Source organism: Aedoeadaptatus nemausensis, from assembly GCF_903819165.1.
Classification (GTDB): domain Bacteria; phylum Bacillota; class Clostridia; order Tissierellales; family Peptoniphilaceae; genus Aedoeadaptatus; species Aedoeadaptatus nemausensis.
Window position 1 is genome coordinate 39081 of sequence record NZ_CAIJCS010000022.1, and the last position, 15349, is coordinate 54429.

14 protein-coding genes are annotated in these 15349 nt (G+C 49.1%); 11 read left to right on the plus strand and 3 right to left on the minus strand.

What is annotated here, in order from left to right; genetic code table 11:
• The first annotated feature begins 1 nt into the window (after position 1).
• The 3 genes from PEPTYR26121_RS06710 to PEPTYR26121_RS06720 all read left to right on the plus strand — a co-directional run bounded on the left by PEPTYR26121_RS06710 (position 2) and on the right by PEPTYR26121_RS06720 (position 3273).
• A complete protein-coding gene (locus tag PEPTYR26121_RS06710) occupies positions 2-979 on the plus strand; it encodes an ABC transporter ATP-binding protein (protein ID WP_180500459.1) in 978 nt (325 codons plus the stop codon).
• Entirely contained in the window at positions 972-1778 is an 807-nt protein-coding gene (locus PEPTYR26121_RS06715; RefSeq protein ID WP_246285913.1) for an ATP-binding cassette domain-containing protein, read from the plus strand. Before PEPTYR26121_RS06710 ends, PEPTYR26121_RS06715 begins: the two co-directional genes overlap by 8 nt.
• 88 nt (positions 1779-1866) lie before the next feature.
• The gene (locus tag PEPTYR26121_RS06720; RefSeq protein WP_246285914.1) at positions 1867-3273 is read left to right on the plus strand and encodes a phospholipase D family protein; all 1407 of its coding nucleotides are present in this window, start codon (positions 1867-1869) and stop codon (positions 3271-3273) included.
• Between the two features lie 61 nt (positions 3274-3334).
• On the opposite strand, the gene PEPTYR26121_RS06725 is transcribed toward PEPTYR26121_RS06720, so the two are convergent.
• The 3 genes from PEPTYR26121_RS06725 to PEPTYR26121_RS06735 form a co-directional block, all read right to left on the minus strand.
• Positions 3335-3559: a hypothetical protein gene (locus PEPTYR26121_RS06725; protein ID WP_180500460.1), complete on the minus strand. Its 225-nt coding sequence runs from the start codon at positions 3557-3559 to the stop codon at positions 3335-3337.
• A gap of 207 nt (positions 3560-3766) precedes the next feature.
• Positions 3767-3973, minus strand: coding sequence for a hypothetical protein (locus PEPTYR26121_RS06730; protein ID WP_180500462.1), 207 nt, complete (start codon positions 3971-3973; stop codon positions 3767-3769).
• Between the two features lie 39 nt (positions 3974-4012).
• On the minus strand, positions 4013-5608 hold the full coding sequence (locus PEPTYR26121_RS06735; RefSeq protein ID WP_246285915.1) for a gamma-glutamyltransferase family protein: 1596 nt from the start codon (positions 5606-5608) through the stop codon (positions 4013-4015).
• Between the two features lie 169 nt (positions 5609-5777).
• On the opposite strand from PEPTYR26121_RS06735, the gene secG reads away from it, so the two are divergent.
• The 8 genes from secG to radA all read left to right on the plus strand — a co-directional run bounded on the left by secG (position 5778) and on the right by radA (position 15279).
• Positions 5778-6014 carry a preprotein translocase subunit SecG gene (gene secG / locus PEPTYR26121_RS06740; protein WP_180500464.1) on the plus strand — a complete coding sequence of 79 codons (237 nt, stop codon included), beginning with the start codon at positions 5778-5780 and terminating at the stop codon, positions 6012-6014.
• Positions 6015-6026: 12 nt separating this feature from the next.
• The gene (locus tag PEPTYR26121_RS06745) at positions 6027-8030 is read left to right on the plus strand and encodes a sodium-translocating pyrophosphatase (protein WP_180500466.1); all 2004 of its coding nucleotides are present in this window, start codon (positions 6027-6029) and stop codon (positions 8028-8030) included.
• A gap of 573 nt (positions 8031-8603) precedes the next feature.
• Positions 8604-9392: a copper amine oxidase N-terminal domain-containing protein gene (locus PEPTYR26121_RS06750; protein WP_180500468.1), complete on the plus strand. Its 789-nt coding sequence runs from the start codon at positions 8604-8606 to the stop codon at positions 9390-9392.
• A 133-nt stretch (positions 9393-9525) separates the two neighbouring features.
• Positions 9526-9981 (plus strand): CtsR family transcriptional regulator, encoded by a 456-nt coding sequence (locus PEPTYR26121_RS06755; protein ID WP_180500470.1) that lies wholly within the window; start codon positions 9526-9528, stop codon positions 9979-9981.
• Positions 9982-9992: 11 nt separating this feature from the next.
• Positions 9993-10502: a DUF7685 domain-containing protein gene (locus tag PEPTYR26121_RS06760; protein ID WP_180500472.1), complete on the plus strand. Its 510-nt coding sequence runs from the start codon at positions 9993-9995 to the stop codon at positions 10500-10502.
• Positions 10492-11484 carry a hypothetical protein gene (locus tag PEPTYR26121_RS06765; protein WP_180500473.1) on the plus strand — a complete coding sequence of 331 codons (993 nt, stop codon included), beginning with the start codon at positions 10492-10494 and terminating at the stop codon, positions 11482-11484. The genes PEPTYR26121_RS06760 and PEPTYR26121_RS06765 overlap by 11 nt, the downstream gene beginning before the upstream one ends.
• On the plus strand, positions 11484-13934 hold the full coding sequence (locus PEPTYR26121_RS06770; protein WP_180500475.1) for an ATP-dependent Clp protease ATP-binding subunit: 2451 nt from the start codon (positions 11484-11486) through the stop codon (positions 13932-13934). Before PEPTYR26121_RS06765 ends, PEPTYR26121_RS06770 begins: the two co-directional genes overlap by 1 nt.
• On the plus strand, positions 13924-15279 hold the full coding sequence (gene radA, locus PEPTYR26121_RS06775; protein ID WP_180500476.1) for a DNA repair protein RadA: 1356 nt from the start codon (positions 13924-13926) through the stop codon (positions 15277-15279). The genes PEPTYR26121_RS06770 and radA overlap by 11 nt, the downstream gene beginning before the upstream one ends.
• Positions 15280-15349 lie beyond the last annotated feature (70 nt).

Below are 15349 nucleotides of genomic sequence, written 5' to 3' on the forward strand. Positions count from 1 at the left end.
TGTGAATTTAATCGAATTTAAGAATCTGCATACTTCCTTCTATACGGATAATGGCGTCGTCCATGCGGTAAACGGCGTCAACTTTTCCATTCCCGAAGGCTCTACTTTGGCCGTGGTCGGCGAAAGCGGCAGCGGTAAGAGCGTAACCGCCCTGTCCCTTATGGGTCTTTTGCCGAGACCTATAGGTAGGATCGACGAAGGGGAAATTCTCTATCAGGGGAAAAATATCCTCGATATGGATCCTGTGGAGCGTCGGAAACTTAGAAGCAGAGACTTGGCCATGATCTTCCAGGAACCTATGACCAGCTTAAACCCTGCCCTGAAAGTGGGCTTTCAAATAGAAGAAGTCTACCGACGCATTATGGGCCTTTCTAAAGAAGAGGCGAAGAAAAAGACAATCGAAATGTTGGAAATGGTGGAGATAGAAGATGCCGCCAACAAAGCCAAGAGCTATCCCCACGAACTTTCAGGCGGTCAGCGCCAAAGGGTCATGATCGCCATCGCCCTGGCCTCGTCGCCGAAACTTTTAATCGCCGACGAGCCTACGACGGCGCTGGATGTTACCATTCAAAAAGAAGTTCTGGAACTTATGGACGATTTAAAGCGGGATCTCAACACCTCCATTATGCTCATTACGCATGATCTCGGCGTCGTGGCCCAAATGGCGGACGATGTGGTGGTCATGTACGGCGGACGGGTGATGGAAAAATCCGACGTCTGCACGATCTTCGACAATCCCATGCACCCCTATACCAAGGGGCTTTTGCGGGCCCGTCCCACTTTGGAAAACCGAGGAGAAAAACTCTACAATATTCCCGGCAATGTGCCCCCACCCTCGGAAATGGAAGGGCATTGCCCCTTCTACTCCCGCTGCGAAAGCCGCATGGACAGATGTAAGGAAGAAGTGCCGAAGCTGAGAGCGCAATATCCGGGGCATTGCGTCGCCTGCTTTTTATACGAGGGGGAAAGTTGTGAATAAATTACTTGAAGTCAAAAATTTAGTTCAGGAATTTCCCGTCGGTAAAAAAAGCCTCTTCGGCAAGAGGCAGGATATGTTTCGCGCCGTAGACGGCGTGTCCTTTACATTGGGAGAAAAAGAAACTCTCGGAATCGTCGGCGAAAGCGGCAGCGGAAAATCCACCCTCGCTCGTTGTATTTTAGGGCTTTACGGAAAAGCCCAAGGCTCCGTCATCTACAAAGGGAGAGAGGTCTTAAAAGCCGATGCTAAGGAATTGAAGGAGATTCGCCGAGACGTTCAAATGATTTTCCAGGACCCCTACAGCTCTTTAAATCCTCAAATGAGCGCCAGGGAAATCGTCATGGAGCCCTTGATTAATTTAAACGCCCACATGGACCGCGGGGAAGCTCGAAAACGTGCCGAGGAGACACTCTCTCTATGCGGTCTCTCCGAAACCCATTTCGGCCGCTTTCCTCATGAATTTTCAGGCGGACAGCGTCAGCGCATCGGCATCGCCCGGGCCCTTGTCGTGGAACCGACCCTTATTTTGGCAGACGAGCCCACATCGGCTCTCGACGTATCCATTCAGGCCCAGATCATTAATCTCCTGGAGGAACTTCAAGAGGAGCGTAATCTGAGCTATCTCTTTATTTCTCACGACATCGCCGTCGTAGAACATATTTCCGATCGTATCGGCGTTATGTATCATGGGAAACTCGTGGAGATCAACGATCGGGACAGTATTATGAACGATCCTCAAGAGGATTACACGAAAAGACTACTTTCGGCGGTACCGCCCTTGGATCCTCATTGTAAATAAAATACCGGTAGATGCACCATACTTTGTAAATTTTCTATGAAATTATGAGATCGACAAAGTATGGTGTGTTTTTTATAAAGGAGGACACTTGAAACAAGTTAAAAGTAAAAGGAAGCTTCTCTTGATCATCCTATTACTGCTCATTCCCGTTATCTATAGTTTGATGACCAAAAATCCCGAGGGAACGAATATCTCCGGAAATCCGGAGCTCACGGAGGCGGAGTTTATTTACGATCTCAGTTACGTAAAAGAAGGAAAGAAAATTCACGAGCAAAATATCTTTAATCGGGAAATGGAGACCATAAAAAATGCAGAAGAATTTCTCGTCGTCGATTTTTTCCTCTTTAATGACGAGTATAATAAAGAATTAAAATTTCCCAATCAAGTGGAGGCAATGACCGATCTTTTAATCGAAAAGAAAAAAGCTCGGCCGTCTATGCCCATATTATTCGTCACCGATCCCATTAACAATTTTTACGGCGCCTATGAAGAGGACAATATTAAGAGGCTGAGGGACGCCGGAGTTCAGGTAGTCGTTACGGATCTCAATCAAATGAGAGACTCTAATCCTCTTTTTTCGGGATTTTACAGGGCCTATATCCAGTGGTTCGGTACCGGCGGCAGAGGTTGGATACGAAACTTTTTTGCTCGGGACGGAGAGAAGGTTACGGTTCGATCCATTTTAAAGCTGGCTAATTTTAAGGGTAATCATCGGAAGGTCGTGATTTCCGAGAAAGAAGCCGTCGTAGCGTCGGCCAATCCTCACGATCCCAGCGCCTATCATTCCAATGTGGCGATGGTATTTCGGGGAAAACCGATGGAGGATTTGATCCGTTCGGAAAGTGTCTTTTTCGATGAAATCCCTGAGGCTATTAATAATTTTCGCTGCAATGTAGAAGACTCGCCCTATAGACTGAAAGTAATCACCGAGGAAAAAATCCATAATGCGCTTTCTGAAAATATTCGCAAGAGTAAAAAAGGCGATAAGATTAGGGTCGGGATTTTCTATATTTCGGAGTTCGAGATTCTGAAGGAACTCGGGGAAGCCGCTAAACGGGGCGTCGACGTGAGAATTATTGCGGATCTGAACAAAGACGCCTTCGGCATTGAGAAAAACGGTTCGCCGAACCGGCCGGCCCTCAGCGAGTTGAAGGACGAAGTGCCGGAGATACAAGTTCGCTGGTACAACACCCATGGGGAACAATTCCACACTAAGATGATTTATTTCGACTTTCAAGATCGTGCACCTTATGCGATTTTAGGGAGCGCAAATTATACGAGGCGAAATTTAAATAATTATAATTTGGAAACAAATGTGGCAGTGGAGATGGAGAGACATTCTCCTATGCATGAAGAAATAGACCGCTACTTTAACAGGCTTTGGAATAACGAAGACGGCGAATATACTTTGCCTTTTGTGGCATATTATGAAGGCGGATTCTTTATGCGTCATCTTTGGAAATTGCAGGAAGTGACGGGAATTTGTACCTGGTAAGAGAGTTTGGCAAAAAAAGAACCGGAGACATAGGGAGTCTCCGGTTTTTTAATGGGCAAAATCAATCTTTCTTGTGTGCACTGTTTCCTTTACCATAGTGAGATATCATGTAAACGAGGATTCTGAAAAAAATTGTGGCGCCGATAAAGATCCAATAATAGAGATTTTTATAAAAATCACTGAACTGCCAATGACCGTAGATCCTCATGGAAATGAAGTAGTTCACCAAAATGGGGCCGAGGAAGACTACGGCAAGGAGTAAGCTTGTTGTTTTTAAATCTTTCATGATATCACCTCTCATCTTCATTTTATTCGCCGGAGAAAGCTTTGTAAAGGAAGTATTCCGCCATGGCAATTTCACCCGGCGAAATTTAGATAACTACCGGAAATTCCAAGAGGCCACGAGGCCATGCACCAGGTAAAAGACGATAAAAGCTTATAGGCAAAATAAAACCGGAGACAGGATGTGTCTCCGGTTTTTATATTGGGCAGATTATTTTTTCTTCATATGATCTCGGTTAATGCCCGCCAACACATTGGATACCAAATAAATGAGGGGAATATACCAATTCATAGGTTTGCTGTAAAAATCACTGAACTGCCAGGTGCCGTTGCCACGGTGAACTACAATGACGCTGGCGACAATTTCGAGGATAAAAATTAAAAGAAGAAAGGGAAGGGCTCGTTTTACATATTTCATATTGCGTATCTCCTGTCTTTATATTGAATGATTTGTAGATTATTCGACGACGGCGATGTAACCGTCGCAGCGCTTTTCCGTGCCGCCCATATAGACCTTTCGCTCCCGGTCGTATAGGAGGTACTGACCTCTGCCCATATCGAGATCGTGGGCAGGGCGTTCGATACGGTGGCCCCGACGGATCAATTCTTCCACGGCTTTTTCATCGTAATCTTTCTCTACGACGAGGGTTTTGTCTCCCGTCCACATAAAGCGCGGCGCGTCGAGGGCCGCCTGAGGATTGCGACCGTAGCGTAATAACTCGAGGAGGGTCTGCACGTGGCCTTGTGGCTGCATAAAGCCGCCCATAACGCCGAAGGCACCGTAGGGCGCACCGTCTTTAGTGAGAAAACCGGGGATAATCGTGTGATATGGTCTTTTTCCCCCGGCGAGGCAATTGTCGTGGCCTTCCTCCAACGTGAAATTCAACAGGCGATTGTTTAGAGAGATCCCCGTTTCCGGCACGACGATCCCCGCGCCGAAGCCGTCGTAATTGGACTGAATCATGGAGACCATATTGCCGTCCTCGTCGCCCACGGCGAAATATACCGTGGAGCGATCCAGGGGATTGCCGTAGCGGATCGTCTCCGCCTCTTCGCCGATACGATCAGCACATTTTTTCAGATACTTCGGATTTAAAAGATCTTCCGGCGTTAAAGACATATGCTCGGGATCGGTAACATACCTCGCCGCATCGGTCATGGTTCGCTTAATCGCCTCGGCGATGTAGTGGGCGCTTACACCGTCTCGTGGAACTGTCGATTTGTGTTTTAAGATCTCGAGGGCCATTAAGACGGAGATCCCCTGGCCGTTGGGAGGCAATTCCCAAACCTCGGCGCCTTCGAAAGAGACGGAAAGGGGCTTGACCTCGAGGGTTTCCTGGCGGGACAAATCGTGAGCGGTCATATAGCCGCCCTGTTCTTTCATAAAAGACTCGATTCTCTCGGCGATGGCGCCATTATAAAAATCCTGTCCGCCGTCATTTGCAATAGATTCCAGGGTGCGAGCCATATGGGGAAAATGAATGGTGTCGCCGGCTTTCGGCGCTTCGCCGTTTATGGAGAACTGTTCCCAAAAGCTTTCGTAGAGAGGGCCGCCACACTTCCTACGCTTGTCCAGTTCCATGGCCCAAATGCGCGCCACCGTAGGGGAGAGGACGTATCCTTCTTTCACATAGCGAATGGCGGGGGCGAGAACGTCTTTAAAAGGGAGTTTTCCGTGTAAGCTATGAATATCTGCCCAAGCCTTTACGGCGCCGGGTACGCCGACGGATTCGATGCCGAAATCGGGCATAGTATCGTGGCCTTTCTCCTTCATGGCGGATAGGGAGAGGGAAGCCGGGCTCTTGCCGCTTCCATTGTAGCCGTAGAGTGTATCGCCTATGGAGAGAATGGCGAATAAATCGCTCCCCAATCCGTTACTCGTAGGCTCGACTACTGTTTGGGCGGCGGCCACGGCGACGGCGGCGTCTACGGCATTGCCGCCTTGGCGTAAAACCGTCTCTCCGGCCTTGGCGGCTGCCGGGTTCGAGGCGAGCACCATGGCCTTGCCGTAGGTCACGGTGCGTTTGGAGCCGTAGGGATAGTCTTGGTACATGATATTCACTCCTTTTCGATCAGTATAGCATAGAGGAGAAGGCTGTAAGTTACAAATTGGGAAATGTGTAAAACAAGCCTTTTAGAGCCTTAATTTAATTGCAATAAAGTGTACGCTATGGTAGTATAGAAACGTTATAAGTAGATCTTTTCATCGAGGAGGTGTAAGTTTGACCACATTTTTAAGTGTGATCGTCGCTCTTTCGGCTATTTGCGTCACGGGGTCTGTAGTTGTTCAGGAATCTAACCAAGTGGGCCTCGGAACCCTTGACGGCAGCGGAAGTGCTTCGTCTGAATGGGGCTCCAATCGGGGGACGAGCCGTAAAGAAATGTTAAAGCGTATTACGCTTGTATCATCCATTATCTTTTTTATTGCGACCATTTTATTAGTTGCGATTACGAAATAACCAGGAGGAATCATGAATTACAATATTTTAATTATTGCTCCTATCATCGGGATTATCGCCATTCTGTTCGGCCTTTACAAAGCTTCTTACGTAGGTAAGCAAGACGCAGGTAACGAACGCATGAAAGAAATTTCCGGCTATATCCACGAAGGAGCCATGGCATTTTTACAACGTGAGTACAAAGCTCTCGTCGTCTTTGTCGTCGTATTGGCGGCTGTTTTATTCTTTGCCATTAACTGGCAAACCGCCGTCTGCTTTATCGTCGGCGCAATCTTTTCCGTTCTCGCCGGCTACATCGGCATGAACACGGCCACCAAAGCCAATGTTCGTACAGCACAAGCTGCCCACACCCACGGTATGGCTAAAGCCCTCGATATCGCCTTCTCCGGCGGGGCCGTTATGGGTCTTGTCGTCGTCGGTCTCGGTATCGTCGGTATTTCCTTATTCTATTTATGGTTCGGCAATGCTGAAATCATTACGGGCTTCTCCCTCGGTGCATCGTCCATCGCACTCTTCGCACGTGTCGGCGGCGGTATCTACACCAAAGCGGCCGACGTCGGTGCCGACCTGGTCGGTAAAGTCGAAGCCGGTATTCCGGAAGACGACCCGAGAAACCCCGCCGTTATTGCGGACAACGTAGGCGATAACGTCGGCGACGTAGCAGGTATGGGTGCCGACTTGTTCGAATCCTATGTCGGTGCGCTACTTTCCGTTATTACTCTCGGTTTCTTGGCATTCCAAGACAAAGGTATTCAATACGGTCTTTCTATCGCCGCAATCGGCATCGCTGCATCGATCATTTCCATGTTCTTTGTAAAAGGAGACAAGAATCCTCAAAAAGCATTAAACATCGGTACCTATGTGGCATCGGGTATCACCATTGTTTGCGCAGGTATCCTTTCCAGTAAAATTTTCGGCGGACTTTCCGTCTTCTGGCCGGTTATTATCGGCGTGTGCGTCGGCTTGATTATCTCTAAAATCACCGAATACTACACAGCCGACAACTACGCTCCCGTACAACGTATCGCAAGAGAATCTGAAACGGGCGCTTCCACCAATATCATCGCCGGCCTTTCCGTCGGTATGATGTCCACCGTCGGCCCGATCATCGTACTGGCTATCGGCATCATCGCCGCATACTCCCTCGGCGGCGGTCATGAAGACGCTGTCTTCGGCTTGTACAGCATCGCCCTTGCGGCAGTAGGTATGCTCGCTACTACGGCATCCACCATCGCCGTCGACGCTTACGGCCCCATCGCCGACAACGCAGGCGGTATTGCCGAAATGTGTGAACTCCCCGAAGAAGTTCGCGAAATCACCGACTCCTTAGACTCCGTCGGTAACACCACGGCCGCTATCGGTAAAGGCTTTGCCATCGGTTCTGCAGCTTTAACGGCTCTTTCCCTGTTTGTTTCCTATATTCAAGCGACGGGCCTTGCAGGCATCGATATTTCCAAGCCGAGTGTAATTGCCGGTACCTTTATCGGCGGTATGTTGCCCTTCGCTTTCTCCGCTCTCACCATGAGTGCGGTAGGTAATGCGGCAACGGCTATGATCGAAGAAGTACGTCGTCAATTTAAAGCGATCCCCGGCATTATGGAAGGAACTTCCACTCCGGAATACGCTAAATGTGTCGATATTTCTACCGGTGCAGCCCTAAAAGAAATGGTCGTACCCGGCATTATCGCCGTTATCGTACCCCTTCTCGTAGGCTTCTTACTCGGTACTGAAGCACTGGGCGGCCTTCAAGCAGGTGCCCTTGTAACCGGCGTTCTTATGGCGATCTTCATGAGTAACGCAGGCGGCGCTTGGGACAACGCTAAGAAATACGTCGAAGGCGGCGCACACGGCGGCAAAGGCTCCGAAGCGCACAAAGCAGCGGTAACCGGCGACACTGTCGGCGACCCCTTCAAAGATACTTCCGGCCCCAGCTTGAACATCTTGATCAAGTTGATCACCGTCGTATCCTTAGTATTCGCTCCGCTCTTTGTACAATTCGGCGGCATCTTTATGTAATATCAATCAGCATAAGGGAAATCCCTTGTGCTGATTTTTTTATGCGTGAAAATTTTTTATAATTTGTTCGGATGGTTTTTCTCTTTCAAAAGTAATCCATTCATCTTAAAAATCTTCCCCGGACCCCAATCCTTTCCACCATAACGCTTTCTAAATGTTTAAACGGCTAACGCCGTTTAATTCCTATGGGGCTGCGTCGCTAGAGGACACCTAATAAGTCGGGTAAATATCGTCGTTCTCGACTAATGGGCGTGCAGGGCACGCCCCTACATTGGATTTCATCCGAGATAACAGATTTTCTGTCGGACCGATATTCTCACCCAATGTTATAAAATGATATCCGCAACGACCATACTTTACGCTCACGTAGGGGCGAGCCTGCTCGCCCGCCACAGGTGGGCGTCAATTTAAATCGGTGAACAAATTATTTTTGGAGCTTGTAGAAATCATGGCCCACTTTTTATGGTGTCCTTTACCCCATAAAAAGTGCTATAATAAAGCAAGAAAGTATTACATAGTGACGAACATTTGAATGTTGTCCGTCACAGGCTGTTTATGAGAAAGGAAGTTCTTATGAAAAGATTGAAGATCTTAGCTCTCGTGCTGGCTCTCGTCTGTCTCCCCATGTCGGTATTCGCTCAGCGGGATCTGACATTGAATGTAAACGGAAAAGTTGTAGAATCTAAACCTGCCGCTTATATCGAAAAGGATCGCACCATGGTGCCCGTTCGCTTCGTTGCCGAATCTTTGGATTACCAAGTGTATTGGAACAAAGACGGGCGGGACATTTTCCTAACGAAAATGAATTTTGACACGAACAAGCCGGAAGCGGGAATTTATTTAAAGGTGGATTCAATGGAAGCTCTTCTCATTCAAGCGAAAGATGTAGACGCTTTTTATAATGCGACGATCAAAGATTCTTTCCAAACGAAAGATGTGGAAGGGATTTTAAAATCCGCCAAAGCCGTGCCCCTCGATGTCAAACCTACCATTAAAGAAGATCGCGCTTTTATTCCTCTGCGGGCCGTGGTAGAACTTTTCGATCAAAAAGTCAGCTGGGACGCGAAGACTTTTACCGTTAGCATCGACGCCAAAGTAGAAAAGACCGACGAAGAAATCGCCGCCACCTGGCTCTATAATAAATTGCCGGCGGAGTATAAAAAAGCGCCCTTTAAACTCATCGATTCCCTCGACGCCGATCGCGACGCTCTCGCCGCAAAAAATATTTACGCTTACGATTTAATCGAAGATTACCCGGAACGTATCTTAACCGTCGAACGGTACCGCTTGGACTTAAACAAGGGCATCTTCTTTAAATACGATGCAGCTATGGATCAATGGATCGCCGTGGGAAAACTTTAAATACAACATCCTCTCTTTCGAGGGGATGTTTTTTTGTGGAAAAGAATCTATATCCTACCGTCATAGTCTGATATTGACAATCTTTGACTATTATTTTATACTACTAATACAGAAACTAAGTTAGGAGGGGGATATGGCACGCTTAAGTAATCATATCGAAGATTATATTCTCGGTCTTCTGCTGGAAGAAGACGGGCGAATTGAAATTAAACGCAATGTGCTGGCGGAGCATTTCGGTTGCGCCCCCAGCCAAATAAATTACGTTCTCACCACGCGCTTTACGCCGGTGCAAGGTTTTTTCGTCGAATCCCGCAGGGGAGGCGGCGGCTTTATTCGCATCGTGAAGGTGGAGCTGAATGACGAAAAACAATATTTTGACCTTTTAAATGAGGAAGTGGGTACGAGTATTACACAGTCCCATGCCAATCGTCTTTTAAAATCTTTAGAAGAGAGCGGGTATCTTTCGGAGCGGGAAGGCCATCTTCTCGTCATCGCCATGAGTGACCGCGCCCTCGCCGGCGCAGGGGACGAACGCAACGCCGTTCGGGCGGAGATGCTTCAAAACGTCCTGCTCGGTATTTTTGCCTAAGGAGGTGACCTATGCGCTGTGAACACTGCCACGAAAACGAGGCGACGATCAACTTTACCACTGTCGAAAACGACGAAACCAAGGAACAACATCTATGCAGTTCCTGTTTTCAATCCCTGATCAAGGAGCAATTCCCCGTAGTACAATTGCCGCCCCTCGATATTCAATCGGTGATGCAGGAGCTTTTATCCATGTTTCAGGGAAATCTGGATTCCGGAGAAGATCGCACCTGCCCCCATTGTCACACGAGCCTTCCCAAGGTTCGGAAGACGGGAATGTTCGGCTGCGATCAATGTTATGAAACTTTCGCCGAAGAACTGGATAAGGTGCTTCCGCGAATTCAAGGCGCAAAGGAACACGTAGGGGAGGCGCCGAAAGCTTTTCGCGAGGAAAGGGCTCTTAATCAAAAGCAGGCGGAGCTCCAAAAAGAATTGGACCGCGCCGTGGCCGAGGAGCGCTACGAAGACGCCGCTCTTTTGCGGGACGATTTAAAGGCGCTGGAGGTGGGCCATGAAGAATGATCAAATTCTCCTCACCTCAAGGATTCGCCTGGCGCGGAATATTCAGGGCTACGGCTATCCCGGTCATTTGAGCGACGAGGAGGCCCGGGAACTTACGGAAAAAATCATCGATGTGCTCCACAAGCGAGACGACTTCTGGACCTTCTACCCCTTAGCCGATGTAAAGCCTTTAAAGAGCCTTTACGATTTGGAAGAAAATCGCATCAGCATGCAGTTGATGAAAAATAAAGATCAGGCCGGCTATTTTATCGGCGAAGGTGGCGAAACCATTATGGTCATGGAAGAAGACCATTTGCGCATGCAAGATATGCGCAAAGGCTTTTTCCTCGATGAAGAATACGAACGAATGAAAGAGATTGCACGGGCCATAGAAGATGAACTTCCCGTGTCTTTCGACAACAAGCTCGGCTATTTAACTGCCTGCCCCACTAATGTGGGCACGGGCCTTCGCGCCGGCTGCATGATGCACTTGCCGGCCTTGGATACCCTCGGCATGGAGCGTCTGGAACGTTCTATTGCGCGTATGGGTTTCGTACTGAGGGGCATGCGGGGCGAAGGCTCTAAAATCGTAGGCCATGTGTACCAAATTTCAAACGAGCGCACATTGGGTCTCAGCGAAGAAGAATTTTTAAAGCGTGCAAAATCCATTACGGCGGAAGTGGCGGCTTTGGAGCGTATAAAGCGCAAGGAAATGTATCTGGATCACTTAATCGAGCTGGAGGACATGGCGCGGCGCAGTTACGGCGTACTCCGCAACGCGCGGATCATGAGCTATGAAGAGGCCATGCTCCATTTAAGCCATATGAAACTGGGTATCGAACTTTCCGTGCTCTCGCCGAAAAAAGATTTCGATTTATACGACTTAATGATTTCCCTTGGAAAAGCCCATCTTCAGATGGAAAGGGGCAGTTTCCTCGACGAGAGGAGCAGTAATATTTACCGCGCCAATAAGGTGCGTCAATTAATAAAGGAGGTATTTTAATGGCTATGTTCGGAAAATTCACCGAAAAAAGTCAACGTGCCATGGTCTTCGCCCAGTCGGAGGCCAGGGAACAAGGCCATTCATATATAGGAAGCGAGCATATTCTGCTCGGTATTTTAAAAGAGCCCGGCGGCGCATCGAGTATTTTAATGCAGGTCGGGGTCAATTACGAGCGGGCGAGGGAGGCCATTGCTGAAATCGTGGCGGCGGAAGATAAGACCGTCACCACCCTCACCTATACTCCGCGAACAAAGAAGATCTTCGAGCTGGCACTTGAGATCGCAAACGAACTGGGCCACAACTATATCGGCACGGAACATCTTCTCCTGGCGATTTTAAGAGAAGGTAAGGGGGTCGCCGTCTTGGCCCTGCGCAATTTAGGTATCGATGTGGACACTTTAGAACGCAGTATTTTCATGGTCATCAAGAGAGTCGACGGAGGCGGAGAGGATCTCGGCGAATTGGAAGATGAGTCGGCCCTCGAAGAATTCGGCTACAATCTCAACGAACGGGCGGAACAGGGTAAGATCGACCCGGTGATCGGCAGAAAAGACGAAATCGAGCGTATCATTCAAGTCCTCGTGCGCCGCACGAAGAATAATCCCGTCTTAATCGGGGAACCCGGGGTCGGTAAAACCGCCATCGCCGAAGGATTGGCCCAGCGCATCGTCGAAGGAGATGTGCCGGAGATTATTAAAGACAAACAGATCTACACACTGGATGTATCCGCTTTAATCGCCGGAGCCAAATACCGAGGAGACTTCGAGGAACGTTTGAAAGATGTCATCGCTGAAGTGGAACATCGTGAAGATGTTATTTTATTTATCGACGAAATTCACGTGGTTATCGGCGCCGGCGGCGCGGAAGGGGCCATGGATGCTTCGAATATTTTAAAGCCCTCTCTCACCAAGGGGGATTTGCAAATTATCGGCGCAACCACCATCGACGAATACCGCAAGCATATCGAAAAGGATACGGCCTTCGAGCGTCGGCTCATGCCCATTATGGTCGAGGAGCCTTCTGTAGAAGACGCCATTCAAATTTTAAAAGGCGTGCGGGATAAATACGAAGCCCACCACAATGTAAAGATTACCGATGATGCCCTCATAGCGGCGGCGGAGCTTTCCCACCGCTACATCAACGATCGATTCTTGCCCGACAAGGCCATCGACCTAATCGACGAGGCGGCGAGCAAGCTTCGCGTGGAAAACTTTAACAGCCCCAATGCCCTGAAGGAATTGGAAGACAAGCTGAACAAGCTCTCCAAGGAAAAGGAAGAGGCGGTAAACGCCCAAAACTTCGAGGAAGCGGCGAAGCTTCGAGACGAAGAAAAGAATTTAAAAGAAGCCCTCGCCGACGAAAAGAAACATTGGGACAGGGAAAAACACGCTCAAAACATGATCGTAACGGAAGAAGAAATCGCCGAGATCGTAAGCAAGTGGAGCGGCGTTCCCGTCACCACCATGAACGCCGAAGAGAGCGAGCGACTGGTGCAACTTGAAAGGGACTTAAACGACGAAGTCATCGGTCAGCCTCAAGCGGTAGAATCGGTGGCTCGGGCCATTAAGCGGGCGAGAGTGGGGCTGAAGAGCCCGGATAAACCTATCGGAAGCTTTATTTTCGTAGGTCCTACAGGGGTCGGGAAAACTTATCTCGCTAAGAGTCTCGCCAAGAGTCTTTTCGGCGACGACGACGCCATGATTCGCATAGACATGAGCGAATATATGGAAAAACACAGTGTATCCAGACTCGTAGGTTCTCCTCCGGGATATGTGGGCTACGATGAAGGGGGACAGCTCACGGAAGCCGTGCGCAGAAAGCCCTATTCCGTCGTGCTCTTCGATGAAATTGAAAAGGCACATCCGGATGTCTTTAATATGCTTCTGCAAATTTTAGACGACGGCCGACTGACCGACGGCCAGGGCAGAACCGTGGACTTTAAAAACACCGTGCTTATTATGACGAGTAATGTGGGGGCTACCCTTCTTAAAAAACAAAATACCATGGGTTTCGGCGCACCGGACAAAGCAGCTGCCCAGGGCTACGATAAGATGGTGGAAACCATTCAGGAAAAACTGAAGGATACTTTCCGTCCGGAATTTTTAAACCGTATCGATGAGATCATTGTCTTTAAGTATCTGGAAAAAGAACAGGTCCGGGAAATCGTGAAACTTATGCTTCGCGATCTTCAAGAGCGTTTGGAAGCCGGAGAGTTCGCAGTCGACTTCTCTGAAGATGTCATCGACTATATCGGGGAAGAAGGTTTCGATGAGGAATACGGTGCGCGCCCCTTAATCCGCTCCATCCGGAAAAATATCGAAGATCGTCTGGCCGATGAAATTCTAATGGGCCATGTGGCGAAAGAAGACGCCATTCATGTGGGCGTAGAAGAAGGTGAGCTCGTCTTTACGAGTGACGCCGCGAAAGAGATCCCGGTCCATGAAGGGTAGAGGCTATGTCTGCAGGGAATGCGGCTATAAAAGCTCCGGCTATTTCAGCAAATGCCCCAACTGCGGTCAGTGGAACACCTTTGAAGAAGTGGTGGAGGCGAAATCCAAGCCCGGGAAGCCGAAGGGAAGTTCCAAGCCGGCCAAACGTTTAAAAGACGTTTCCGGCGAGGCGAAAAAGCGACTTTTAAGCGGCATGGAAGAATTCGACCGGGTCATGGGCGGCGGCATCGTAGAAGACGGGGTGAGCATTCTCGCCGCCAAACCGGGTGCGGGGAAATCCACTCTCCTCTTTCAAATCGCCAATGCCCTGGCAAAAGAGGGGCTTCACGTGCTCTACGCCTCCGGGGAAGAGAGCGAGACCCAGATCAAAATGCGCGCCGAACGGATCGCCGATGAAATTTCCGATAATATTTGGATCTACTCCGGCACCTCTATGGATGATGTAAGCCACTGGATCGAATCGATCGATGCCGATGTGATTATCCTGGACAGTATTCAGACCTTTACTTTGGATGAATTTACGGCTCGGGCCGGCACGCCCACCCAGACCATGGAATGTGCCAATCGCCTCGTGGATTACGCCAAAAGTTCCGAAAAGCCCCGCGCCGTCTTTATCGTCGGCCAGTTGACGAAACAGGATTCCCTGGCAGGGGTGCGGGCACTGGAACACTTGGTCGATACCGTGCTCTATATCGACGACGAGATGCGGGAAGAGCTTCGCATTTTACAGGCGACGAAAAATCGCTTTGGCTCCACAGGAGAAATGGGCTTTTTCAATATGACGGAGAAGGGCATGCTCTCCATCGACAATCCCTCCGCCCACTTTATGACCAAGCGGGAAGCGGGAAGCGAAGTGCCGGGAAGCGCCATGTGCATCGTGCGGGAGGGGACGCGGAGCATTATTGTAGAAATCGAAAGCTTGGTGAGCAAGAGCTTTACCCCCTATCCCGAGCGCATCAGCGAATGTTTCAGAAGAGAACAGCTCGGGGTTTTGCTCTCCATTTTAGAAGAGCGGGGGCGGCTTTCCCTTTACGACAAAAACGTCGTGGTCAAGACGACGGGTAATCTCAGGCTCAAAGAGGGTGCCTGCAATTTGGCCGCCCTTATGAGCATGGCCTCGGCTCTCAAGAATAAACCCATCGATCGCAACACTCTTTTTATCGGGGATGTGGGCCTTACGGGAGAACTGAAAGTGATCCCCGGTATGGAATCCCGCATAAAAGAGGCTGCCCGCATGGGCTTTAAAACCATTTACACGCCCGCAATAAATAAAATCAAACCGATTGAGGGTGTAGAATTACGAGAACGTCGCCTTTTGATGGATGTTATAAAAGAAAACCTTTAAGGGAATTGACAGGTATTTACCTCTGCTGTACACTTTTACAATCGCAGGAAATAAAGGAAGAAGATAATAA

Excerpts from the sequence above, each read along its gene's own strand:
- PEPTYR26121_RS06725 (WP_180500460.1), bottom strand. The coding sequence starts at position 3,559 with ATGAAAGATTTAAAAACAACAAGCTTACTCCTTGCCGTAGTCTTCCTC.
- PEPTYR26121_RS06730 (WP_180500462.1), bottom strand. The coding sequence starts at position 3,973 with ATGAAATATGTAAAACGAGCCCTTCCCTTTCTTCTTTTAATTTTTATC.
- PEPTYR26121_RS06735 (WP_246285915.1), bottom strand. The coding sequence starts at position 5,608 with ATGTACCAAGACTATCCCTACGGCTCCAAACGCACCGTGACCTACGGC.
- PEPTYR26121_RS06745 (WP_180500466.1), top strand. The coding sequence starts at position 6,027 with ATGAATTACAATATTTTAATTATTGCTCCTATCATCGGGATTATCGCC.
- PEPTYR26121_RS06750 (WP_180500468.1), top strand. The coding sequence starts at position 8,604 with ATGAAAAGATTGAAGATCTTAGCTCTCGTGCTGGCTCTCGTCTGTCTC.
- PEPTYR26121_RS06755 (WP_180500470.1), top strand. The coding sequence starts at position 9,526 with ATGGCACGCTTAAGTAATCATATCGAAGATTATATTCTCGGTCTTCTG.
- PEPTYR26121_RS06760 (WP_180500472.1), top strand. The coding sequence starts at position 9,993 with ATGCGCTGTGAACACTGCCACGAAAACGAGGCGACGATCAACTTTACC.
- PEPTYR26121_RS06765 (WP_180500473.1), top strand. The coding sequence starts at position 10,492 with ATGAAGAATGATCAAATTCTCCTCACCTCAAGGATTCGCCTGGCGCGG.
- PEPTYR26121_RS06770 (WP_180500475.1), top strand. The coding sequence starts at position 11,484 with ATGGCTATGTTCGGAAAATTCACCGAAAAAAGTCAACGTGCCATGGTC.
- radA (WP_180500476.1), top strand. The coding sequence starts at position 13,924 with ATGAAGGGTAGAGGCTATGTCTGCAGGGAATGCGGCTATAAAAGCTCC.